Source organism: Bradyrhizobium sp. USDA 4502, assembly GCF_054063355.1.
The window spans coordinates 1,051,307-1,072,741 of the sequence record NZ_JBSSGF010000001.1 but is presented as its reverse complement, the minus strand read 5'-3'; the positions used below and the strand labels follow the sequence as shown (position 1 = coordinate 1,072,741).

Sequence of the window (21,435 nt, the reverse complement as noted above, 5' to 3'; positions counted from 1 at the left end):
GGGAAGACAACAAGTGGCACTCAAGAACGTCATCGGAATCGATCACGCCGTGGTCATGGTGAAGGACCTCGACAAGGCGGCCGAGAACTACAAGCGGCTCGGCTTCACCGTGTCGCCGCGCGGCACCCATAGCGCGCATATGGGATCGGGCAATTACACCATCATGTTCGACCCCGATTATATGGAATTGCTCGGCGTGCTGACCCCGACCGAACACAACGCTCCGGCGCGCGCCTTCCTCGAGAAGCGCGGCGAGGGCATCGAACGCATCGCGTTCACCGCGGTGGATTCCGCTGCTGGCGCCGAGGAGATTCGCGCGCGCGGCTATGCGCCGATCGGGCCGACCGATTTCGAACGCCCGGTGACCTTGCCTGATGGCACGGTCTCCGCGGCGAAATTCCGCACCTTCCAGTGGCCGACCGCGGAGGCGCCCGGCGGCGTCCGCATTTTCGCCTGCCAGCACAAGACCCGCGAGACGGTGTGGATTCCCGAATTGATGACGCACGCCAATGGGGCAAAGCGCCTCAAGCAGTTGCTGATCGTCTCGCCCGATCCCGGGGCCGATGCCGCGCATCTCTCCAGGATGATCGATATCGCCGTCAGGAACGACGCCGACGGTGCGGTTGCGGTGCCGTCCGGCGGCAACCGCGCCGACTTCGTGTTCCTGACCAGGGATCAGCTCGGCAAACGTTATCCCGGCGTATCGCTGGATGGCCTGCCCGACCGCGGCGGCGCCGGCCTCGTGATCGCGGCCGACCTTGCCGCGACCGAGAAAGCGCTGGGCTCAGCCGGCGTGAAGAGCGGCAATAGCATCACCGTGCCGCCGGCTTCCGGCAACGGCACCCTGCTCGCTTTCGTCAAGCCATAGCTGCCATACCATGCGCGGCGCAGCGTTATGCAACGGCGCCGCGCATGTGGGACTAGGCACAGAAAGTTGAGGCGCTAGTATCTCTCCCAAACAAGAACCGTCCAGGGAGAGAAACATGTCGCATCACCTGATCTCGCGCCGGCAGATGCTGGCCGGCACCGCGGCCGCCGGCGCGGTTGGACTGACCGGATTTCCGGCCCGCGCCGACGTCAACTGGAAGAAATATTCCGGCACCACGCTCGAGGTGATTCTCGCCAAGGGGCCGCGCGGCGACAATCTGCAAAAATACATCAAGGAATTTACCGAGCTCACCGGCATCAAGGTCGAGTCGGAGCAGATCCCCGAGCAGCAGCAGCGCCAGAAATGCGTGATCGAGCTGTCCTCGGGCAAGCCGAGCTTCGACGTCGTGCACCTCAGCTATCACGTGCAGAAGCGGCAGTTCGAGAAGGCTGGCTGGCTCGCCGACATGTCGGGCTTTCTGAAGGATCCGAGCATGACGCCGCCGGACCTCGTCGAGAGCGATTTCTCGGCGGCCGGGCTGCAATATGCGCGCAACGACAAGGGCCAGATGCTGTCGCTGCCATGGTCGGTCGACTATTTCATCCTCTACTACAACAAGGAGCTGTTCCAGAAGAAGGGCGTCGAGGTCCCGAAGACGCTCGAGGAGATGGCAATCGCGGCCGAGAAGCTGACCGATCCGAAGGAAGGCATCTACGGCTTCGTCGGCCGCGGCCTGCGCAACGCCAACATGGCGATGTGGACCAACTTCTATCTCAACTATGGCGGCGAATTCCTCGATGCCAAGGGCAACATCCTGACCGACGGCCCCGAAGCGATCGAGGCCACCAAGCTCTATCAGCGGCTGCTGACGAAATGCGCGCCTCCCGGCGTCGCCGGCTTCAACTGGATGGAGTCGATGGCGTCCTTCACGCAAGGCAGGTCCGCGATGTGGATCGACGCCGACGGCTGGGCGCCGCCGCTGGAAGATCCCGCCGCCTCGCGCGTCGTCGGCAAGGTCGGCTACACGCTGGTACCCGCCGGTCCCAAGGGCAAGTTCTCCTCGACCTATGGCGACGGCGTCGGCATCGCCGCGGCGAGCAAGAACAAGGAAGCCGCCTATCTGCTCTGCCAATGGGTGGTCTCGCGCGGACAGGGCGCGCGCCTGCTGCAGGCCGGCGGCGGCGTGCCGTTCCGCAACTCCATCGTCGACGATGCCGAAGTCGCCAAGGGCGTGAAGACCAAGGAATGGCTGCAGTCGGTGGTTGACTCCGCCAAGATCTCCAAGCTCGGCCTGCCCGTCATCATCCCGGTCGCCGAATTCCGCGACATCGTCGGCGCGGCGCTGACCGCGACGCTGTCCGGCGCCGATCCCGCCACCGAGCTGAAAAAGGCGCACGAGCAATTCCGCCCCATCCTGGAGCGTAGCGAAAAAGCGTGAGCGTGGTGACTCAGACTGAGCCGGCGGCGGCCGGCAAAGCGTTTTCAAGCGAAGTGGGTACCGGTTCGCGTGAAGAAAACGCGTCAAAGCAAGAGTCCAGAGCCGCAGGCTCTGGAGAGGCCGCCCCGGCGCGTGAATGGCGTCTGCCGTCCTATTGGCCGTTCGTGATCCCGGCGCTCGTCGTGGTGCTGGCGGTGATCATCTTTCCGTGGGTCTTCACGATCTGGATGAGCCTGCAGGAATGGAAGGTCGGCTCGCCGACCGTGTTCGTGGGGCTCGCGAACTATCTGCGGCTGCCGACCGATCCGCGCTTCGTCGAGGCGGTCGGGCACACGCTGTCCTATACAGCGCTGTCAGTGCTGTTGCCGCTGGTGTTCGGCACGCTGGCGGCGGTGGTGTTTCATCAGAAATTCGCCGCGCGCGGCTTCTTGCGCGGCATCTTCATCATGCCGATGATGGCCACTCCGGTGGCGATCGCGCTGGTGTGGACTATGATGTTCCACCCGCAGCTTGGCGTCTTGAACTATCTGCTGTCGCTGGTCGGGCTGCCGCCGCAGCTCTGGGTATTCAACCCCGCGACGGTGATCCCCTCGCTGGTGCTGGTCGAGACCTGGCAATGGACGCCGCTGGTGATGCTGATCGTGCTCGGCGGCCTCGCCGCGATCCCGACCGAGCCCTATGAGAGCGCGCAGATCGACGGCGCCAATTTCTGGCAGGTGTTCCGCTTCATCACACTGCCCCTGATCATGCCGTTCCTGTTCATCGCCGGCATGATCCGCATGATCGACGCGGTGAAAAGCTTCGACATCATCTTCGCGATCACGCAAGGAGGGCCGGGCTCGGCGTCGGAGACCATCAACGTCTATCTCTACAGCGTCGCCTTCGTCTATTACGACCTCGGCTACGGCTCGGCGATCGCGGTGGTGTTCTTCCTCCTGATCGTGGCGCTGGCGGCACTGCTGCTTTACTTGCGCAAGCGCCTGCTGTGGACATCTGAACTCGGGGGCGAGGCATGAACCCGCGCCAGATTCTCGGGCGGATCGGGCTTTGGCTGTCGGTGTTCGTCATCGTCTCGCCGGCGATCCTGTTCTTCCTCTGGATGGCCTCGCTGTCGCTCAAATTCGAGATCGACAACGCCTCCTACCCGCCGGTGTTCTTTCCGGAGCATATCACCTGGAAGAACTATGCCGACGTGTTCGCGTCCAACCGGTTCCTGACCTATTTCAGCAACAGCCTTGTGGTCACCGGCTGCGCCACGGGGCTTGCGATGCTGGTCGGCGTGCCCGCCGGCTACGGCATCGCGCGGATGGCGGCGCATAAATCGGCGATCGTGATCCTGATCGCGCGCATCACGCCGGGCCTGTCGTATCTGATCCCGTTGTTCCTGCTGTTCCAGTGGCTCGGCCTGCTCGGCACGCTGGTGCCGCAGATCATCATCCATCTCGTGGTCACGGTGCCGATCGTGATCTGGATCATGATCGGCTATTTCGAGACCACGCCGCTGGAGCTGGAGGAAGCTGCGCTGATCGACGGCGCGACGCGCTGGCAGGTGTTCCGCCATGTCGCGCTGCCGATCGCAAAGCCCGGCCTTGCGGTTGCCTTCATCCTCGCGGTGATCTTCTCCTGGAATAATTTCGTGTTCGGCATCGTGCTGGCCGGGCGTGAGACCCGCACGCTGCCGGTCGCGGTCTACAACATGATCTCGTTCGACCAGCTGAGCTGGGGCCCGCTCGCCGCCGCCGCCTTGATCGTGACGGCGCCGGTGCTGCTGCTCACCGTGATGGCGCAGCGGCAGATCGTGGCGGGACTGACGGCGGGCGCGGTGAAGGGCGGTTAGAGCGCGTACTTGTAAATCCGCCTGCCGAATGACGCCTGCATTACCGTCAGAAGCGGACAAACGACACGCGCTCGGTCATGTCGGCTGAGGCCAATAGCGGAAGCCGATGGCACCCGGCCCCATTACGTCTGAGGACACTGAAATCTACATCTTGTCGATGATCGACGAACCACCGACTTCGGACGCGCTCTCTTTAGCAGCGGCCGCAACAATCGCGGGGATTACGTCCTCGGCACGATCAACGATAATGGGTTGAAGGAGGTGGTCCCTATGAAGGAAACCTGCACTGCGTATGTGGTCCAGCATCGCCATCATCGGCGCCCAAAAACCTTTGATGTTCACCAGGACCATCGGCTTACGGTGCTGCCCAAGCTGGGCCCAAGTCATTATTTCCACGATTTCCTCGACGGTACCGATGCCACCCGGAAGTGCCACGAAGGCATCAGAACGCTCGAACATTCTGTGTTTGCGCTCGTGCATGGTGTCTGTGATCGTCAAGTCTTCGAACATCTTGAGCGCATCAGTCGTCGTTTCCCAGTTTGTGAGAAATCTCGGAATGATCGCGCCGACCTTGCCGCCGTTATTCAGTGTGCCGCGAGCGACCGCGCCCATCACACCATGGGTTCCGCCGCCGTAGATCAGCGTCAATCCCGATGCGGCAAGAGCGTGTCCCAATCGTTCGCCTGCCTCGACGTAGGCAACATCATGACCGGGCGAGGAGCCGCAATAGACGCAGACTGCTTTGATCGTGCTCATGTGGAGGATAAACGCGATGCACGGCCATAGCGTCAAGCTTGTTGTGCTCGCCAGAGTCCGCTTTGGGTCACCAAGGCGATATCCCTGACGCGTCCCTCGCCCCTCTAGCCAGCGAGCGCCTCCAGCCTTGTAGCCCGGATGAAGCGCAGCGTAATCCGGGATTCTGGGCCTGCGTGAAGACCGGTCCCGGATTTCGCTTCGCTGCATCCGGGCTACGAAGTCTTCTCTTTCCCACACGCGTGAGAGGGAGCCCAGTGCCTTCGCGGTCGCATGCTCTATGCAGCGAGCGCCTCCAGCACCGCGGCCGAATCGGTGACCCAACCGAAAATGCCGCCCTGGGCCTTGATCATCTTCAGGCCCATCTCGTGGAATTCCGGAAAATAAGACGCGCAGCCGTCTGATATCACGACGCAGCGGTAGCCGCGGTCGTTGGCCTCGCGCACCGTGGTGTTGACGCAGACCTCGGTGGTGACGCCGCAGACCAGGAGATTCTCGATGCCGTATTTCTGCAGGATGTCGCCGAATTCGGTGGCGTAAAACGCGCCCTTGCCGGGCTTGTCGATCACGATCTCGCTGTCGAGGGGATAGAGCTCCGGAATGATGTCGTGCCCCGCCTCGCCGCGGATCAGGATTCGTCCCATCGGTCCGGGATCGCCGATCCGAAGCGACGGCGCGCCGCGCTCGACCTTCGCCGGCGGCGCGTCGGAGAGATCGGGCGGATGGCCCTCGCGGGTGTGGACCACGAGCAGCCCGGCGTCGCGCACCGCCGCGAGCACCGCGGCGATCGGCTGCACCGCGCGGGCAAGCCGGCTGACGTCATTGCCGAGCGTCTCGCCGAAGCCCCCTCGCTCCATGAAATCGCGCTGCATGTCGATGATGACGAGCGCGGTCCTGCTCCAGTCGAGCGTGATCGGCGCCGGCTCCGCCGCGATTGTCCCGCTTGAATTCGCCATGACGCACGCCCCGAATGCGAGAAAACCCGCATTGATTAAGCAAACCGCGTGCCATTGCGCAATGATGCGGCGCATCGCGGCGATCCCGATCAGCATGCGACCGTACGCTGCATTTGCGCATTCTGCGATCTTGCTGGCATGATCGTTGCTAGCTGGGAGCCCGACCGAACGAAGATCATCGTTCGCGAAATGACAGCCCATTTCAAACAGGCGGGAGGACAGGCATGAATGGACTTGGCGGTCTCAACAAATCACCGAACGGCGTCGTGATCGGACTGGTGCAGCTGCAGTTGCCTGTGGTTGCGACAAGGTCCGACCTGGCACGGCAGACGGAGCGCATCGTATGGATGGTCGGCAAGGCGCGGCGCAACCTCGGAACCATGGACCTCGTCGTGTTCCCCGAATACTCGCTGCACGGCCTCTCGATGGATACCAATCCGGAGATCATGTGCCGGCTCGACGGGCCTGAAGTCGCGGCTTTCAAGCGGGCCTGCATCGAGAACAAGATCTGGGGCTGCTTCTCCATCATGGAGTTCAACCCGCATGGTAACCCCTATAATTCAGGGCTGATCATCGACGATCACGGCGATATCAAGCTGTACTACCGCAAATTCCATCCCTGGATTCCGGTCGAGCCGTGGGAGCCCGGCAACATCGGCATTCCCGTGATCGATGGACCGAAAGGCGCGAAGATCGCGCTGATCATCTGCCATGACGGCATGTTCCCGGAAATGGCCCGCGAATGCGCCTACAAGGGCGCGGAGATCATGATCCGCACCGCAGGCTACACCGCGCCGATCCGCGACAGCTGGCGCTTCACCAACCAGGCCAACGCGTTCCAGAACCTGATGGTGACGGCCAATGTCTGCATGTGCGGCTCGGACGGGTCGTTCGACTCGATGGGCGAAGGCATGATCGTCAATTTCGACGGCAGCATCATCGCGCACGGGACCACAGGGCGGGCCGACGAGATCATCACCGCCGAGGTGCGGCCCGACCTCGTGCGCGAGGCGCGGATCAACTGGGGCGTCGAGAACAACATCTATCAGCTCTGGCACCGCGGCTATGTCGCGGTGAAGGGCGGTGCGATGGATTGCCCCTACACGTTCATGCAGGACATGGTGTCCGGCCGCTTCCGCCTGCCTTGGGAAGATCAGGTCAAGATCACCGACGGCACGTCCTGCGGCTTTCCCGCACCGACACGGATGTTCGGCAAGACCGCGAAGGCCGCCGAGTAGCCACCTCCGGCGGCTACTTGAAGAAGTGCACGAGGCCGATGCTCAAGCCCAGCAGCAGCATCAGCGACAGCGTGACGGCGGCCGTCACCCGGCCGCCGACGGTCGAGAGCACCCGCACATCGACACCGAGCCCGAGCGCTGCCATTGAGACGACGGTGAGGATCGCCGCCGTCTTGGTCACCGGCGCGATCGCGATGTCAGGCACGAGCTGGAACGAGCGCAGCGCGGCCAGCGCCAGGAAGCCGATGATGAACCAGGGCACCAGCTTGAACGGGCTGATCGAGGCGGCCTTCGAGGTGCCCTCCCTGGCGGCGCCGGCCTTGCGCCGCCGCGCCACCAGCAGCGAGAGGCCAATCACGATCGGGCCCAGCATCAACACCCGCACCAGCTTGACCAGCGTGCCGATCTGGGTGCTGACGATGCCCGCCGGCACGGTCGCTGCCAGCACCTGCGGCACGGCATAGACGGTGAGGCCGGCGAGGATGCCGTATTGCGTCGCCGTCAGCTTCAGCAGCGGGATCAAGAGCGGCAGGCCGAGCACCATCAGCACGCCGAGAATGGCGGTGAACGAGATCGACGAGGCGATGTCGTCGCCATCGGCCTCGATCACCGGCGCCACCGCCGCGATCGCCGAGTTGCCGCAGATCGAATTGCCGCAGGCGATCAGGATCGCGAGTTTGGTCTTGAGCCCCAGCATCCGGCTGAGGCCATAGCTCACCGCCAGCATGATCACGACGGTCACCGCGATGGCGCCGATCAGCAGCCCGCCCGACGCCACGATCGCGGCAAAGCTGATGGAGGCGCCGAGCAGCATCACCGCGACCTCGAGCAGCTGCTTGGCGCTGAAGGCAATGCCCGAGCGCCAGCGCGCCGACGGCTCCCAGGCGGTGCGCACCGCCATGCCGAGCAGGATCGCGACGACGAGGGCCTCGATATAGGGATGGTCGAAAACGCGCTCCTCGGCGGCCTGGATGCCGAGCGAGATGACCGTGACGACCCCGCAGAGCAGAATCCCCGGAATGAGCTGGAATATGCGCCGCAGCGCCCCCTGCTTCTGCCCCTGGTCTTGTTCTTGTTCCGGCACAAAATCCTCTTTTCGGAGAAGATTTTATGCGCCAAGGCACACCTCTTGGCTAATATATTTTCGGACTGCCCCGATAGAGAGAAGTTATGTCCCTCAACCTGCATCTGCTCCGCCTGTTCGCGGCCGTGGCGAGAACCGGAAGTTTCTCCCGCGCCGCCGACCTCCTGCACATCAGCCAGCCGGCGATCTCCAAGGGCGTGCGGGATTTCGAGCTGCAGGTCGGCTGCCGGCTGCTCGACCGCACGCCGAAGGGGGTGCGGCCGACCCGGGAGGGCGCGGCGCTGGCGCGGCATGCCGAGACGCTGTTCGCGGCCGAACGCGCCGCCGAGGACGAATTGCAGGCGCTGCGCAATCTCGACAGCGGCTCGCTGCGGATCGGCGCCAGCACCACGATCGCGACCTACATGATCCCGGAATATCTCGGTGTGTTCCACCGTGCCTTTCCCGGCATCGATCTGCACGTCGTCAGTGCCAACACCAGCGATATCGCCGCGCTGATGCTGGGACACGAGATCGAGATCGCGCTGGTCGAGGGGCCGGTCGAGGACGAGAATTTGATCAGCGACGCCTGGCGCACCGACGTGATGGCGCTGATCGCAGGTCCGGATCATCGCTTCGCAGCGGTCCCGGGGCCGATCGACATCCGGTCGCTGAACGACGAGATCCTGATCGTGCGGGAACCCGGCTCAGGCACGCGCGAGGTGGTCGCGCAGGCGCTGGCGGCCCACCACGTCGAGCCGCAGCGGACACTCGAGATCGGCAGCACCGAGGCGATCAAGCAGGCGGTGGCATCAGGCGTCGGCGTCGCCATCGTGTCGATCGCAACGATCGACGATCAGGTGAAGCTCGGAAAGCTGAAGGTGATCCCGATCAAGGGCATCCATATCGAGCGCACGCTCTGGCAGCTGAAATCGCCCGGCCGGCTCGAGGTGCCGGCGGCGGTCGCGTTCGAGGGGATCATTCGGGAGGCGCAAAGGGCCAGGACGGCGCCGCGCGGACCTGCGGCTAGAGCGCGGCGAACAGACCCTGCGCCCAGGCAACGGCATGCTCGAAGCTGAACACGCCGGGCTCGAAATAGACGGCCCGTGCCAGCACGATGCCGACCACCAGCACCCAGAACACGCTGGTGCCCGCGGTCTTCAGCCATTTCGACACGCCCTCGCTCGCGATCGAAGGATCGACCGCGGGGACCGGCTCGCCGAAGGGATCGAATGCGGATTGGCTCATCGTCGTAACCATCAGGAATACCCTGAGAATGTCGCGACGACGGGGGCAGAAGCAAGGGTAGTGGAATGCCTTTTGCGGCGGTTACTTGGAAGGACGTTTTCCGGTCCGAAAGCCGCGGAGCATTTCCTTCTCGGCCTCCCCTGTAACCATCAACCATCGGTCACGCGCTGCGGCGCCACGCGTGGCAGCGTGATCCGCATGCGTGTCCCCATGCCCGGGGCACTGTCGAGATGGAGCTCTCCACCCAGCCGGTTCGTCACGATGTTATGAACGATGTGCAGACCAAGCCCGATACGGCCGATATCGCGGCGCGTGGTGAAGAATGGATCGAAGGCTTGCCGCAGCACGTCGTGATCCATCCCGCAACCGTTGTCGGCGAACAGGATCTCGACCTGGTCCGCGCCTGAGGCGCGGAGCCGGATCGCGATGATGCCGCCCTTGCCATCCGGAAACGCATGCGCCACCGAATTGACGAACAGGTTGGTCAGCACCTGGCCATAAGGGCCGGGATAGCTGTTCATGGCAAGACCGGGCGGGCAATTGACCTCGAGCGCCAGGTTGTTCTTCGGCAAGGCCGGACGCAGGCTCGAGAGAACCTGCTCGGTCGCCGCGCCGAGATCGAACTGGCTCCGGTCGAAATAGCTGCGATCGACGGCCACCTGCTTGAACGATTGCACCAGGTCTGCCGCGCGCTTGAGGTTGCCGACAAGCAGCGACGAGGCGCTTTCGACGACCTCGATGAAATCGCTCAGGCTGGATCGCTTCAGCTTGCCGCGCGCAGCCTCGGCAGCGAAGTCGGCGCATTTCTGCTCCAGGACCGAGGCGACGGTGAGACTGGTGCCGACCGGACTGTTGATCTCGTGCGCGACGCCGGCCACCAGCCGGCCCAGCGCCGCGAGCTTTTCCGCCTCGATCAGCGACGCCTGGGTCTCCTGCAGATGGTGCAACGCCTTCTCGGCTGCATCGCGCGCGGCGCGGATCTCGCGTTCGCTGCGCTTGCGATCGGTGATCTCCTCGGCCGCAACGTTGACGCCGACGATGCTCCCGTTCGGTTCGCGCTGCGGATGCCAATGCGTGATCCAGCATCGCTCGTCATTGTGGCCGGGGCGCTGGCCGTAAACCTCCACGTCGGTGACGGGCTCTCCGGTCTCCATGATCGACTGAACGATACCTTCGACCGCCGAAGCCAATGCGGGCACGCAATCGTGCACCGTACGCCCGAGGTGACCTTCGACCGAAATGCCGCAGATCTCGGTGAGACGCTGGTTGATCTGAAGGTAACGGCAATCCGGAGAGAGGTAGGCGAGCCCGATCGGCGCAGTGTCATAGATCAGCTGCAGCGCCGGTTGCTTTGGGAACTGAACGTCCTGGACGACGGACGACCTCATGTCCACTACCCCCCGTTGCACCAAGTCTAGCGCTTCACGCCCGGCCCGCAAATAGGCCAGCTGAGCCGGAAACGGTGGTCTGATCTGTCCGGATCAGGCATGGGTCGGGCCGGCAGCGGCCCCTGACCAGTGCCTGCGGCGTGCTGACGCAACGTGGGCAGCAAGCGCCCCTCGGCGCAGGCCTGCGAAGCGCGCAATTTTAGCTATTCACTGCAACGTGCGGACGAAAATTCTCGACGACGCGCAGCAGCACCCGCGCGCCGATGTCGGCATCGGCGAGTTCGACATGCTCGGCCGGATTGTGGCTGATCCCGCCGCGGCAGCGCAGAAAGATCATGCCGATATCGGCGACATCCACCATCGCCATCCCGTCATGCCCCGCCCCGCTCGGCAGCTCGAACGCGGCATAGCCCTCGGCCGCGACGGCCTCGGCGATCTGGGACTTCAGCCATGGCGCGCAGGGCACGCTGCGGTTCTCGTGGGTGACGTCGATCTGCAAGGCGAGGTCGCGGCGTTTTGCGATCGCCTCGATCTGCCGCACGATGTCGGCGACGGCGCGCTTGCGATGCATGTCGTTCTGCGAGCGGATATCCATGGTGAAGGACACCTTGCCCGGGATCACATTGGTGGCGCCCGGCATCGCGTTGACATAGCCGACGGTGCCGACGAGGCCTTGTTCGTCGGACCTGCAAAACTGTTCGATCGCAACGATGCATTCGGCAGCGCCCGCCAGCGCATCGCGCCGCAGCTTCATCGGCACCGTGCCGGCATGGCCGGCGACGCCGGTGAGACTGGCGGCCAGCCGGGTCGCGCCCGAAATCGCACTGACGACGCCGACCGGCAGCGCCTTCTCTTCCAGCACGGGACCCTGCTCGATGTGCAGCTCGACATAGCCGAGCAGCTCGCGGCGGGCGCGCGCCGCCTTGCCGATATGATCGGGATCGAGCCCGAATTGAAGCAGCGCATCGCGCATCGACGTCCCGGTGCGGTCGCGCGTGTTGAGCAAGCTCTCGTCGAAGGTGCCGGCGACCGCGCGGCTGCCGAGCAGGGTCGAGGCGAAGCGCACGCCCTCCTCGTCCGCAAAGCCGACGATCTCGATCGCAAACGGCAGTCGCGTGCCGTGCCGGTTCAGATCGGCGATGCAGGCGATTGCGGTGATGACACCGAGCGGGCCGTCCCATCGGCCGGCGTCGCGCACGGTGTCGTAATGCGAGCCGAGCATCAGCGCCGGCAGGCCCGGCCGCTCGCCTTCATAGCGGCCGCAGACATTGCCGATGGCGTCGAGATGCGCGCTCATGCCGGCCTCGCGCATCCAGGACAGGATGAGATCGGCCGCCTTGCGGTGCTCCTCGGTGAGGAAGATTCGCGCCAGATGCTCAGGCGTCTCGGAGATCGTCGCGAGCTGATCGATCCGCGCCACGATCTCTTCGCCAAGGGAAGACGATTTCGAGGACGGTTTTGTCTCGCTCATGCTGTTTCCCATCAGTCCAACGCGGCCGGCGGAGCCCGCTTCACTCGTAGCAGGCCCGATACGATTCACCAGCCGGCAAATGGCGCGTCGTGCGCCGGCCCCGACCGGGGTCGCACCGGCCGTCCAGCGGTTAGCGACTGCTTAACGGCATTGCATACAACAGCGATCGATCGCTCATAAAATAGGCAAACCAGTCTCAATCAGCTTCCGAGCTATCTGGGAGCAATCACCATTCCAACATACATTCAACCACTTATGGAAGGCCGATCGCCAAACATGCTCTGGCATGAAGCTTGCGACACTTTCCCCAAGCTCCGCCGTCAGGCGGCTGCGACAGGGACAGGCGGGCCGGACCCGCCGGAGGGAGCGAGCGATGGATTTTGGCAGGATTTCAAGAAGGCATTTATTGCAGGGCAGCGCCGCACTGGCGCTCGGCAGCACGCTCGGCATTCGTGGCGCGGCGGCAGCGGAAACCACGATCGGCTTCATCTATGTCGGGTCGCGCGACGACTACGGCTACAACCAGGCGCACGCGCAAGGAGCCGCGGCGGTGAAGAAGCTTCCCGGCATCAAGGTCGTCGAGGAAGAGAAGGTGCCGGAGACCGATGCGGTCGAGAAGACCATCGAGTCCATGATCAATCTCGACGGCGCCACGCTCATGTTCCCGACCTCGTTCGGCTACTACAACCCGCACGTCCTCAAGATGGCGGGCAAGTTTCCAAAACTGCGCTTCGAGCATTGTGGCGGCCTGTGGTCCGACAAGGACCCGAAGAACGCCGGCAGCTATTTCGGCTATATCGACGAGGCGCAATACATCTCCGGCATCGTGGCTGGCTATTCGACCAAGAGCGGCAAGCTCGGCTTCGTCGCCGCCAAGCCGATCCCGCAGGTGCTCCGCAACATCAACGCATTCACGCTCGGCGCCCGGCTCGCCAATCCGAAGGCGACCACGCAGGTGATCTTCACCGGCGACTGGTCGATGCCGGTCAAGGAGGCCGAGGCGACCAACAGCCTGATCGACCAGGGCGTCGACGTGCTGACCTGCCATGTCGACGGACCGAAGACGATGGTCGAGAACGCCGCGCGCCGCGGCGCTCTTGTATGCGGCTATCACGTCAACCAGTCGCCGCTGGCGCCGAAGGCCTATCTCACCGGCGCCGAGTGGAATTGGGAGGCGCTCTACCCGAAATTCGTCAAGATGATCACCGCGGGCGAAGCGATCCCGAACTTCTATCGCGGCGGCCTCAAGGAAGAGATCGTCAAGGTGTCGCCCTATGGCGAGATGGTGTCCGCCGAGGCACGCAAGCACGCCGACGACGTCAAGGCCAAGTTCATGGCCGGCGAGTTTACGATCTTCAAGGGCCCGCTCGTCGACAACAAGGGCAAGACGGTGATCGCTTCCGGCACCGATCGCGGCCAGCAGGATCCCGAACTCGAGAAGATGGACTATCTCGTCGAGGGCGTGATCGGAGCCACCGCGTGACGACCGAGACGGCGGAATCGGTGGAGGCGGCCGGCATCGCTCCGGCCGCCGATCCCGGATTCCTCCAGCGCCACGGCGCGCGCATCGAATACATCCTGATCCCGGGCGCGGCGCTGGTCGGCGCGCTCGCGGTGTTCGGCGGCTTTGTCGCGCTCTACGGCAAGAACTCGCTCGATCTGTATTTCTACATGTATTACGGCGCGTTCGGCACCGCCTTCTCCTGGCAGAACACGCTGACCCGCGCCGCGCCGTTGATCCTGACCGCGCTGTGCACGGCGCTGCCGGCGCAGCTCGGCATGGTGATCATCGGCGGCGAAGGCGCGTTGTTGATCGGCGCGCTGTCGGCGACCGCGGCGGCGCTGGCGCTGCAGGGTGCGGCACCGATCGTCGTGCAGATCGCGATGGTGATCGCCGGCATGATCGGCGGCGGTCTCTGGATCACGCTGTCGGGCGGCCTGCGGCAATATCGCGGGGTCAACGAGACGATCTCGAGCCTGCTGCTGGTCTATATCGCGCTCGCCATCCTCAACCATCTGGTCGAGGGGCCGATGCGCGATCCGGCGAGCCTCAACAAGCCGTCGACGCGCGAGATCGGCGCCGCCAACATGATCGGCACCATTCCCGGCACCGACGTGCATTGGGGCCTGGCGTTCGGCCTCGTCGCCGCCATCGTCGCCTACATCCTGATCTATCACACCACTTTCGGCTTCGCGGCGCGCGTCGCCGGCGGCAACATCCGCGCCGCCAAGATCGTCGGGCTCAGCGTCGGCAAGCTGATCCTGACCGTCTGCTTCCTCGCCGGCAGCTGCGCCGGCCTTGCCGGCATGATCGAGGTCGCGGCCGTGCAGGGCCGCACCAACGCCAATCTCGCGGCGGGCTACGGCTTCACCGGCATCCTGGTTGCGTTCCTGGCGCGGCAGAATCCGCTGGCGATCATTCCGGTGGCGATCCTGCTCGGCGGCATCTCGGCTTCCGGCGGCCTGCTGCAGCGGCGGCTCGGCCTGCCCGACGCCTCCGTGCTGGTGCTGCAAGGCATCATCTTCGTGTTCGTGCTGGCCAGCGACGCGCTCTACGGGCGCATCGGCTTCCTGAAGGGAAAGTCCTGACATGGCGGACGCATCGCTCGGGCTCTGGACCGTTCCGCTGGCCGTGTTCGGCGGCGCCATCCGCGTCTCGACGCCGTTCCTGTTCGTCAGCCTCGGCGAGTGCATCACCGAGCGAAGTGGCCGCATCAATCTCGGCCTCGAGGGCACGCTGGTGATGGGCGCGATGAGCGCCTACGGCATCTCCTATCTCTCGGGCTCGCCGTGGCTTGGCGTGCTCGCGGCCGGCATCACCGGCGCGCTGTTCGGCGCGCTGCATGCCGGGATCTGCTCGCTGCCGCGGGTCAACGACATCGCGGTCGGCATCGCGCTGATGCTGCTCGGCACGGGCCTCGCGTTCTTCCTCGGCAAGCCGCTGATCGAGCCGACGGCGGCCCGGCTGCCCGCGATCGATTTCGGCTGGTGGAGCGACATCCCGCAGGTCCGCGCGGCGCTGCGCATCAACGTGCTGTTCCTGATCGGCGTCGCGATCGCGCCGCTGCTCTATTGGGCCTTTAGGACCACGCGCTGGGGCCTCTTGATCCGCACCGCCGGCGAGAGCGCCGATGCGGCGCGCGCGATGGGCCATTCGGTACTGCTGATCCGGCTGCGCGCCACCATGGTCGGCGGTTTCCTCGCCGGCATCGGCGGCTCGTTCCTGTCGCTGTTCTATCCGGGCAGCTGGAACGAAGGCCTCTCCTCGGGACAGGGCATCACGGCGGTGGCGCTTGTCATCTTCGCGCGCTGGGACCCGATGCTCTGCCTGTGGGCCTCGCTCGCCTTCGGCGGCGCCGCCGCGCTCGGGCCCGCGCTGCAATCGGTCGGCATCACCTCCGGCTATCATTTGTTCAACGCCGCGCCCTACATCCTGACGCTCGCGATCATGATCATCACCTGCTCGCCGAAGCGCACGCTGACCGGCGCACCCGCCGAATTGTCCATCACCCGATAGCATCTCGAAAGATCATTTCATGCCCGAGCGCTTCATCAAGTCCGAGCCCTACGCCTGGCCCTACAATGGCGATCTGCGGCCAGAGAATACCGCACTCATCATCATCGACATGCAGACCGATTTCTGCGGCGTCGGCGGCTATGTCGACAAGATGGGCTACGACCTCTCGCTGACCCGGGCGCCGATCGAGCCGATCAGGAAGCTGCTCGCGGTAATGCGCGCGCAGGGCTTTCACATCATCCATACGCGCGAGGGGCACCGGCCTGATCTGGCCGACCTGCCAGCCAACAAGCGCTGGCGCTCGCGCCAGATCGGCGCCGGCATCGGCGACCCCGGCCCCTGCGGCCGCATCCTGGTGCGCGGCGAACCCGGCTGGGAAATCATTCCGGACCTCGCGCCGCTGCCGGGCGAGCCAATCATCGACAAGCCCGGAAAAGGCTCGTTCTGCGCCACCGACCTCGAGCTGATGCTGCGGCTGCGTGGCATCGAGAACATCGTGCTGACCGGCATCACCACCGATGTCTGCGTCCACACCACGATGCGCGAGGCCAACGACCGCGGCTTCGAATGCGTGCTGGTCGAGGACTGTTGCGGCGCGACCGACAAGGGCAATCACGATCACGCGCTGAAGATGATCAAGATGCAGGGCGGCGTGTTCGGCGCGGTGACCAGATCCGCCGACCTGATCGGGGCGCTGTCGTGATCATCGGCGAGCCGCCCGCACCATCAGGCGCGTTCGGCGTCGACGCCATCGCCATGACGATGCGGTTCGGCGACTTCACAGCGCTCGACAATGTCGAGCTCAAGGTGCGTCCCGGCTCGTTCCACGCCTTGCTCGGCGAGAACGGCGCGGGCAAGAGCACGCTCGTCAAATGCATTATGGGCTACTACCACGCGACCGAAGGCGACATCATTGTCGGCGGCCGCCAGCAGGCGATCGCCAATCCGAAGGACGCGCATGCGCTCGGGCTCGGCATGGTCTACCAGCACTTCACTTTGGTGCCGGCGATGACGGTTGCCGAGAATTTGGTGCTGGCGCGCGACGACGTGCCTGCCGTGGTCGACTGGCGCAAGGAGAAGAAGGAGCTGGAGGCCTTCCTGGCGCGGATGCCGTTCAAGGTGCCGCTCGACGCAAAGGTCTCGGATATCTCCGCCGGCGAACGGCAGAAATGCGAGATCCTCAAGCAGCTCTATCTGAAGCGGCGCTTCCTGATCCTGGACGAGCCGACCTCGGTGCTGACGCCGGGCGAAGCCGACGAGGTGCTCGGCATGCTGCGCGCGATGGTGGTCGCGGGCGAGCTCACCATCCTGATGATCACGCACAAGTTCCGCGAGGTGATGGCCTTTGCCGACGAGGTGACCATCCTGCGTCGCGGCAAGCTTGCCGGCACCGGCCGGGTCGCCGAGCTGACGCCGGACGAGATGGCCCGCACCATGATCGGCGCCGAACAGCTGACGGTGCAGCCGCCGCGCACCGGCGAGACCGGCGCGCCGCGGCTTGAGCTCGACAGGCTCACCGCGCTTGACGATGCCGGCGCGATCGCCGTGCACGGCGTATCGCTGACCGTGAAAAGCGGCGAGATCGTCGGCATCGCCGGCGTGTCCGGCAACGGCCAGCGCCAGCTCGTGGAGGTCCTGGCCGGCCAGCGCGAGGCCGAGAGCGGCGCGATCCGCGTCCAGGGCGAGACCTATGCGGCGAGCCGCGCGGAGATGCGGCGCCACAGGATGTCGCTGTTGCCGGAAGAGCCGCTGAAGAACGCCTGCGTCGGCGGCATGAGCGTCGCCGACAACATCGCATTCCGCGAATTCGATCGTGCCCCGTTCGCGCGCGGCGGCTGGTGGCTGAACCGCTCGGCCTTCCGCAACGACGCCGAGCGCAAGATCAATCGCTACAAGATCAAGACCCGCACGCCGGAGACGCCGATCGCGGCGCTGTCGGGCGGCAATGTGCAGCGCGCGGTGCTGGCGCGCGAGCTGTCGGGCGACGTCGAGGTGCTGATCGCCGCCAATCCCTGCTTCGGACTCGACTTCGCGGCGGTGGCGCAGATCCACGCCGAGATCATGGCCGCCCGCAACCGCGGCGCTGCGGTGCTGTTGGTCAGTGAGGATCTCGACGAGCTGTTGGAGCTGTCGGACCGGCTGGTCGTGATGTTCCACGGCGCGTTCGTGCATGAGGCCCGCGCCAGCGAGGCCGACCTCACCGAGATCGGCCGGCACATGGCAGGGCATTGAGGTCGAAGAAAAGGGCGGATGGTGCCCGCAACGGCACTGCGCCCCCTCGCCCCGTTCTTACGGGGAGAGGGTTGGGGTGAGGGGCTCTCTCCGCGCAAATGGCGGCAGCTGGACTCGCGGAGACTCCCCCTCACCCGGAACGCATCTGTCGATGCGTTCCGGCCTCTCCCCGCAAGCGGGGCGAGGCGAGGAGGCAGCGGCCCGCTAACGATCGCCTAGCCGATCTCGAACGCCTGCTCGGCGAGATGCTTCAGATTGGCGTGCCAATGCTCGGCGATCGCAAGCCGCGTCGGCACCCAGACGTGCTCGTGCTTCTGGATGTAGTCGAGAAAGCGCATCAGCGCGGCGGCGCGGCCGGGACGCCCGACGACGCGGCAATGCAGACCGATCGACATCATCTTCGGTGAGGTTGCGCCCTCGGCATAGAGCACGTCGAAACTGTCCTTCAGGTAGCTGTAGAACTCCTCGCCGCCGCCAAAGCCCTGCGCGTTGATGAAGCGCATGTCGTTGGCATCGAGCGCATAGGGGATCACGAGATGCGGCTCGGTGCCGGTTGCCTTGATCCAGTACGGCAGATCGTCGGCATAGGAATCGCAGAGATAGCGCAGGCCGCCCGCCTCCATCAAAAGCCGCAGCGTGTTGATTGAGGAGCGGCCGGTGTACCAGCCGAGCGGCCGCGCGCCGGTCGCCTCGGCATGCACGGCAATGGCGCGGGCGATCTCCTCGCGCTCCTCGTCCTCCGACATGTCCTTGTGCTCGACCCAGCGCAGGCTGTGGCTTGCGATGTCCCAGCCCGCCTCCTGCATCGCGGCGACAACGTCCGGATTGCGCTTCAGCGCCATCGCGACGCCGAACACCGTGGCCGGCAGCTTCCGCTCGGTGAATATCCGCCACAGCCGCCAGAAGCCGGCGCGCGCGCCATATTCGAACATCGTCTCGATATTGGCGTGCCGCCGGCCGACCCAGGGCTGCGCGCCGAGCACGTCGGACAGAAACGCTTCCGAGGCGCGATCACCGTGCAGGATGTTGTTCTCCCCGCCCTCCTCGAAATTGACCACGAATTGCACGGCGATGCGCGCCGCGTCGGGCCATTTCGGATCGGGCGGATTGCGGCCGTAGCCGCGGAGATCGCGCGGATAGCGGGCCTCGGTCACATCAGATTTCCTCGAAGCGGATGTTCTGCGCGCCCTTCCACAACACGGTCTTGCCGAACGCGGTGAGGTTCTCCAGCCCCGAGGTCAGCGTGATGAAATGATTGCCGGCGAGCTGGCCCATCTTACTGGCGAAATGCACGCCGCCATAGGCGAGCAGGATTTCGGTCTCGCTGATGCCGCCCGGATAGAGGATGATCTGGCCCGGCGCCGGATAGCTGGTGTGGTTCTCGTAGGACACGCCGAAGTCGAGATCGCCGAGCGGCATCCAGACGCCCTCGCCGCTCCAGCGCACGTGGATCGCCTGGCTCTCGAACGGCATCGCCTTGCGGAACGCGGCGACCGTCTTCGGCGCCAGCTGCTCCTCGAAACGGGCGTCAAAGGTGAACTCGCCGGCGCGGACAATCAGTTTGCTCATCGATCTCTCGTGGGTGGGCTAAGAAGTGATGTCCCAACCATTGCCGCCGGCCCGGGCCGGACGCAAGGCCGATTCCGGCCCCGGAAGCCGGTTTTTCGCCGCGCGGCGGCCTTCAACGCAGATTTGAGCAGAGTTGCATTGCGCCGCGCCTTCCCGTTTGCGAGCCTGCGAGGGGACGTCGAACAGGGTGACCTTGATGACAACAAGCAGTCTGCACGGACATGTGGCGCTGGTGACCGGCGGATCGCGCGGCATCGGCGCGGCCATCGTCAAGATGCTGGCGGATGCCGGCGCCGCCGTCGCCATCAATTATCGCGAGCGCTCGGCCGAGGCGGAGACGCTGGCGAAGGGCATCACCGCCGCCGGCGGCCGCGCCGTCGCGATCGCCGCCGACGTCTCGGAAGCCGCCGCCGTGGCCGCGCTGGTCGAGCGCGCCAAATCCGAGCTCGGCCCGGTCGACATCCTCGTCAACAATGCCGGCATCGCGATCGTCAGGGGTGTCGACGACCTCACCGAAGAGGATTTCGACCGCACCATCACGGTCAATCTCAAATCGGCGTTCCTGTGCACGCAAGCGGTGCTGCCGATGATGCGCACCCGAAAATGGGGCCGCATCGTCAACATCTCCTCCGGCGCGGCGCGCGGCGCCGGCTCGATCGGGCCGCACTACAACGCATCCAAGGCGGCGATGGAGGGGATGACCCGCGGCTATGCCGCGCGCCTAGTCAAGGAGGGCATCACCGTCAACGCCGTCGCGCCGTCGCTGATCGAGACCGACATGATGAGGGGACAGAGCGAGCTGGTCAGCCGGATCCCGGTCGGCCGCTTCGGCACAGCGGAAGAGGTGGCACAGGCCGTGATGCTGCTGGTCAACAATCCCTACATGACCGGACAGACCATCGCGATGAGCGGCGGCATGGCGTTCAACTAGGGCACGTACCATAAACACAGTGGCGTCATGCGATGAAGCTTACGTCCGCGTTGTCCTTATAGCGGTCATTTGTGCAGCATCGGAACATGTCGCGATGGGCCATTTCCGGACTCTTGCATGGCAAGAGTCCCGCAAGATGACGGGCCAATTCAAATGTCCGCCCGGAGTGGTGCCTGCTACTTGCAACCGCGGCAAATCGTAAGCTTGCCCTTTAGTTTGTCATCGTCCCCGGGATCGACCGATTGCTGCCGAGAGACACGATCCGCTTCTTGATCGAGCTTGGGCTGCTTTGCCCGGTGTGACCTGACGGGTCGCGTCGTCCGGCTTGACGTGTCGTCGTCGATGCCGACGCTAAAACCATCGTAATCGGGGACCGGTCCAGCCGACGGCGGCGACCTGTCGATCACCTGTGCTGGCGAAGCGCTGCCTGACTCTACCGGCGTGTGTTCGACAGTGGCAGATCGTGGGGCAGTGGAGCGTGGCAAAGACTCCTTGGCGGCTCGGGGCAGTACCGAACTCTTAGCGGTCGCCGGCGGCGGCCAGACGCTGTTGGTTGCAGCCGGCGATGCCGATCCCTCGTCCGACGGCGGCGGCGCAAGCGAAAGCGGAGGGGAAAGCGAGGTCTGACATCTCGCGCTGTCTTGTGACCAAACTCCCGCCGTCAATAAACCAAGGGCAAGCAGTGTTGCGTTCTTCATTACTCGTCCTGCAAATCACCTGGAATGAAAGCATTGATTGCGTGACTCCTATCGCCACGCTTCGACAAGAATTTCCACATCTGACATGGCGATCAAAAATTGACGGAAGTTGGGAGCCATGGGCGGATACATGCGCGCTTCGGTCCACCCTCGTTACTGGCCCCACTGCCCGCTTCTTGTCCAATCGCGACCGTTTGGCCCCGGTCTCGGTAAGATCCGGTATGCACC

The 21,435-nt window shown here is 64.8% G+C and carries 20 protein-coding genes; 12 read left to right on the top strand and 8 right to left on the bottom strand.

From position 1 onward, the window contains the following. Positions 1 to 13: 13 nt before the first annotated feature. The 4 genes from ACVW1B_RS04845 to ACVW1B_RS04830 all read left to right on the top strand — a co-directional run bounded on the left by ACVW1B_RS04845 (position 14) and on the right by ACVW1B_RS04830 (position 4,143). Complete coding sequence (locus ACVW1B_RS04845) at positions 14 to 868, top strand: VOC family protein (RefSeq protein ID WP_456821250.1); 855 nt, start codon at positions 14 to 16, stop codon at positions 866 to 868. A gap of 115 nt (positions 869 to 983) precedes the next feature. Beyond that, entirely contained in the window at positions 984 to 2,306 is a 1,323-nt protein-coding gene (locus tag ACVW1B_RS04840) for an ABC transporter substrate-binding protein (RefSeq protein WP_092082514.1), read from the top strand. 143 nt (positions 2,307 to 2,449) lie between these two features. Then, entirely contained in the window at positions 2,450 to 3,322 is an 873-nt protein-coding gene (locus ACVW1B_RS04835) for a carbohydrate ABC transporter permease (RefSeq protein WP_456823000.1), read from the top strand. Continuing rightward, a complete protein-coding gene (locus ACVW1B_RS04830; RefSeq protein WP_456821249.1) occupies positions 3,319 to 4,143 on the top strand; it encodes a carbohydrate ABC transporter permease in 825 nt (274 codons plus the stop codon). The genes ACVW1B_RS04835 and ACVW1B_RS04830 overlap by 4 nt, the downstream gene beginning before the upstream one ends. 144 nt (positions 4,144 to 4,287) lie before the next feature. On the opposite strand, the gene ACVW1B_RS04825 is transcribed toward ACVW1B_RS04830, so the two are convergent. Further along, positions 4,288 to 4,899, bottom strand: coding sequence for an LOG family protein (locus tag ACVW1B_RS04825; RefSeq protein ID WP_283063114.1), 612 nt, complete (start codon positions 4,897 to 4,899; stop codon positions 4,288 to 4,290). Between the two features lie 275 nt (positions 4,900 to 5,174). Beyond that, the gene (locus ACVW1B_RS04820) at positions 5,175 to 5,852 is read right to left on the bottom strand and encodes a cysteine hydrolase family protein (RefSeq protein WP_456821248.1); all 678 of its coding nucleotides are present in this window, start codon (positions 5,850 to 5,852) and stop codon (positions 5,175 to 5,177) included. A gap of 224 nt (positions 5,853 to 6,076) precedes the next feature. Here ACVW1B_RS04820 and ACVW1B_RS04815 point away from each other — a divergent pair, with 224 nt between their 5' ends. Beyond that, entirely contained in the window at positions 6,077 to 7,090 is a 1,014-nt protein-coding gene (locus ACVW1B_RS04815) for a formamidase (protein ID WP_028339439.1), read from the top strand. Positions 7,091 to 7,103: 13 nt separating this feature from the next. Here the strand turns inward: ACVW1B_RS04815 and ACVW1B_RS04810 are convergent, their stop codons facing one another. Continuing rightward, positions 7,104 to 8,174, bottom strand: a complete 1,071-nt coding sequence (locus ACVW1B_RS04810; RefSeq protein ID WP_456821247.1) for a YeiH family protein — start codon at positions 8,172 to 8,174, stop codon at positions 7,104 to 7,106. Between the two features lie 86 nt (positions 8,175 to 8,260). Here ACVW1B_RS04810 and ACVW1B_RS04805 point away from each other — a divergent pair, with 86 nt between their 5' ends. Next, entirely contained in the window at positions 8,261 to 9,232 is a 972-nt protein-coding gene (locus ACVW1B_RS04805; RefSeq protein ID WP_456821246.1) for a LysR substrate-binding domain-containing protein, read from the top strand. Here the strand turns inward: ACVW1B_RS04805 and ACVW1B_RS04800 are convergent. The 3 genes from ACVW1B_RS04800 to ACVW1B_RS04790 form a co-directional block, all read right to left on the bottom strand. After that, the gene (locus tag ACVW1B_RS04800) at positions 9,180 to 9,401 is read right to left on the bottom strand and encodes a hypothetical protein (protein ID WP_038377517.1); all 222 of its coding nucleotides are present in this window, start codon (positions 9,399 to 9,401) and stop codon (positions 9,180 to 9,182) included. The genes ACVW1B_RS04805 and ACVW1B_RS04800 overlap by 53 nt on opposite strands. Positions 9,402 to 9,550: 149 nt before the next feature. Continuing rightward, entirely contained in the window at positions 9,551 to 10,789 is a 1,239-nt protein-coding gene (locus tag ACVW1B_RS04795) for an ATP-binding protein (RefSeq protein ID WP_456821245.1), read from the bottom strand. 199 nt (positions 10,790 to 10,988) lie between these two features. Beyond that, the gene (locus ACVW1B_RS04790; RefSeq protein ID WP_456821244.1) at positions 10,989 to 12,260 is read right to left on the bottom strand and encodes an allantoate amidohydrolase; all 1,272 of its coding nucleotides are present in this window, start codon (positions 12,258 to 12,260) and stop codon (positions 10,989 to 10,991) included. Between the two features lie 373 nt (positions 12,261 to 12,633). Here ACVW1B_RS04790 and ACVW1B_RS04785 point away from each other — a divergent pair, with 373 nt between their 5' ends. The 5 genes from ACVW1B_RS04785 to ACVW1B_RS04765 are packed head-to-tail and all read left to right on the top strand — an operon-like array spanning position 12,634 to position 18,009. After that, positions 12,634 to 13,743, top strand: a complete 1,110-nt coding sequence (locus tag ACVW1B_RS04785; RefSeq protein ID WP_057015255.1) for a BMP family ABC transporter substrate-binding protein — start codon at positions 12,634 to 12,636, stop codon at positions 13,741 to 13,743. After that, the gene (locus ACVW1B_RS04780) at positions 13,740 to 14,849 is read left to right on the top strand and encodes an ABC transporter permease (RefSeq protein ID WP_456821243.1); all 1,110 of its coding nucleotides are present in this window, start codon (positions 13,740 to 13,742) and stop codon (positions 14,847 to 14,849) included. Before ACVW1B_RS04785 ends, ACVW1B_RS04780 begins: the two co-directional genes overlap by 4 nt. A gap of 1 nt (position 14,850) precedes the next feature. Beyond that, positions 14,851 to 15,777, top strand: coding sequence for an ABC transporter permease (locus ACVW1B_RS04775; protein ID WP_018270387.1), 927 nt, complete (start codon positions 14,851 to 14,853; stop codon positions 15,775 to 15,777). Positions 15,778 to 15,796: 19 nt separating this feature from the next. Then, the gene (biuH, locus tag ACVW1B_RS04770; protein ID WP_225643493.1) at positions 15,797 to 16,480 is read left to right on the top strand and encodes a biuret amidohydrolase; all 684 of its coding nucleotides are present in this window, start codon (positions 15,797 to 15,799) and stop codon (positions 16,478 to 16,480) included. Then, positions 16,477 to 18,009, top strand: a complete 1,533-nt coding sequence (locus ACVW1B_RS04765; protein ID WP_456821242.1) for an ABC transporter ATP-binding protein — start codon at positions 16,477 to 16,479, stop codon at positions 18,007 to 18,009. Before biuH ends, ACVW1B_RS04765 begins: the two co-directional genes overlap by 4 nt. 215 nt (positions 18,010 to 18,224) lie before the next feature. On the opposite strand, the gene puuE is transcribed toward ACVW1B_RS04765, so the two are convergent. Both puuE and ACVW1B_RS04755 read right to left on the bottom strand, forming a co-directional pair. After that, the gene (gene puuE / locus ACVW1B_RS04760; RefSeq protein ID WP_456821241.1) at positions 18,225 to 19,163 is read right to left on the bottom strand and encodes an allantoinase PuuE; all 939 of its coding nucleotides are present in this window, start codon (positions 19,161 to 19,163) and stop codon (positions 18,225 to 18,227) included. A 1-nt stretch (position 19,164) separates the two neighbouring features. Further along, positions 19,165 to 19,578, bottom strand: coding sequence for a DUF3830 family protein (locus tag ACVW1B_RS04755; protein WP_016843084.1), 414 nt, complete (start codon positions 19,576 to 19,578; stop codon positions 19,165 to 19,167). A gap of 196 nt (positions 19,579 to 19,774) precedes the next feature. Here ACVW1B_RS04755 and ACVW1B_RS04750 point away from each other — a divergent pair, with 196 nt between their 5' ends. Further along, the gene (locus ACVW1B_RS04750) at positions 19,775 to 20,509 is read left to right on the top strand and encodes an SDR family NAD(P)-dependent oxidoreductase (RefSeq protein ID WP_310881790.1); all 735 of its coding nucleotides are present in this window, start codon (positions 19,775 to 19,777) and stop codon (positions 20,507 to 20,509) included. Positions 20,510 to 21,435 lie beyond the last annotated feature (926 nt).

What these genes read in the sequence shown, in the direction of transcription:
- ACVW1B_RS04840 (WP_092082514.1), top strand. Translation starts at nt 984, where the DNA reads ATGTCGCATCACCTGATCTCGCGCCGGCAGATGCTGGCCGGCACCGCG.
- ACVW1B_RS04830 (WP_456821249.1), top strand. Translation starts at nt 3,319, where the DNA reads ATGAACCCGCGCCAGATTCTCGGGCGGATCGGGCTTTGGCTGTCGGTG.
- ACVW1B_RS04825 (WP_283063114.1), bottom strand. Translation starts at nt 4,899, where the DNA reads ATGAGCACGATCAAAGCAGTCTGCGTCTATTGCGGCTCCTCGCCCGGT.
- ACVW1B_RS04820 (WP_456821248.1), bottom strand. Translation starts at nt 5,852, where the DNA reads ATGGCGAATTCAAGCGGGACAATCGCGGCGGAGCCGGCGCCGATCACG.
- ACVW1B_RS04815 (WP_028339439.1), top strand. Translation starts at nt 6,077, where the DNA reads ATGAATGGACTTGGCGGTCTCAACAAATCACCGAACGGCGTCGTGATC.
- ACVW1B_RS04805 (WP_456821246.1), top strand. Translation starts at nt 8,261, where the DNA reads ATGTCCCTCAACCTGCATCTGCTCCGCCTGTTCGCGGCCGTGGCGAGA.
- ACVW1B_RS04800 (WP_038377517.1), bottom strand. Translation starts at nt 9,401, where the DNA reads ATGAGCCAATCCGCATTCGATCCCTTCGGCGAGCCGGTCCCCGCGGTC.
- ACVW1B_RS04795 (WP_456821245.1), bottom strand. Translation starts at nt 10,789, where the DNA reads ATGAGGTCGTCCGTCGTCCAGGACGTTCAGTTCCCAAAGCAACCGGCG.
- ACVW1B_RS04790 (WP_456821244.1), bottom strand. Translation starts at nt 12,260, where the DNA reads ATGAGCGAGACAAAACCGTCCTCGAAATCGTCTTCCCTTGGCGAAGAG.
- ACVW1B_RS04785 (WP_057015255.1), top strand. Translation starts at nt 12,634, where the DNA reads ATGGATTTTGGCAGGATTTCAAGAAGGCATTTATTGCAGGGCAGCGCC.
- ACVW1B_RS04775 (WP_018270387.1), top strand. Translation starts at nt 14,851, where the DNA reads ATGGCGGACGCATCGCTCGGGCTCTGGACCGTTCCGCTGGCCGTGTTC.
- biuH (WP_225643493.1), top strand. Translation starts at nt 15,797, where the DNA reads ATGCCCGAGCGCTTCATCAAGTCCGAGCCCTACGCCTGGCCCTACAAT.
- ACVW1B_RS04755 (WP_016843084.1), bottom strand. Translation starts at nt 19,578, where the DNA reads ATGAGCAAACTGATTGTCCGCGCCGGCGAGTTCACCTTTGACGCCCGT.
- ACVW1B_RS04750 (WP_310881790.1), top strand. Translation starts at nt 19,775, where the DNA reads ATGACAACAAGCAGTCTGCACGGACATGTGGCGCTGGTGACCGGCGGA.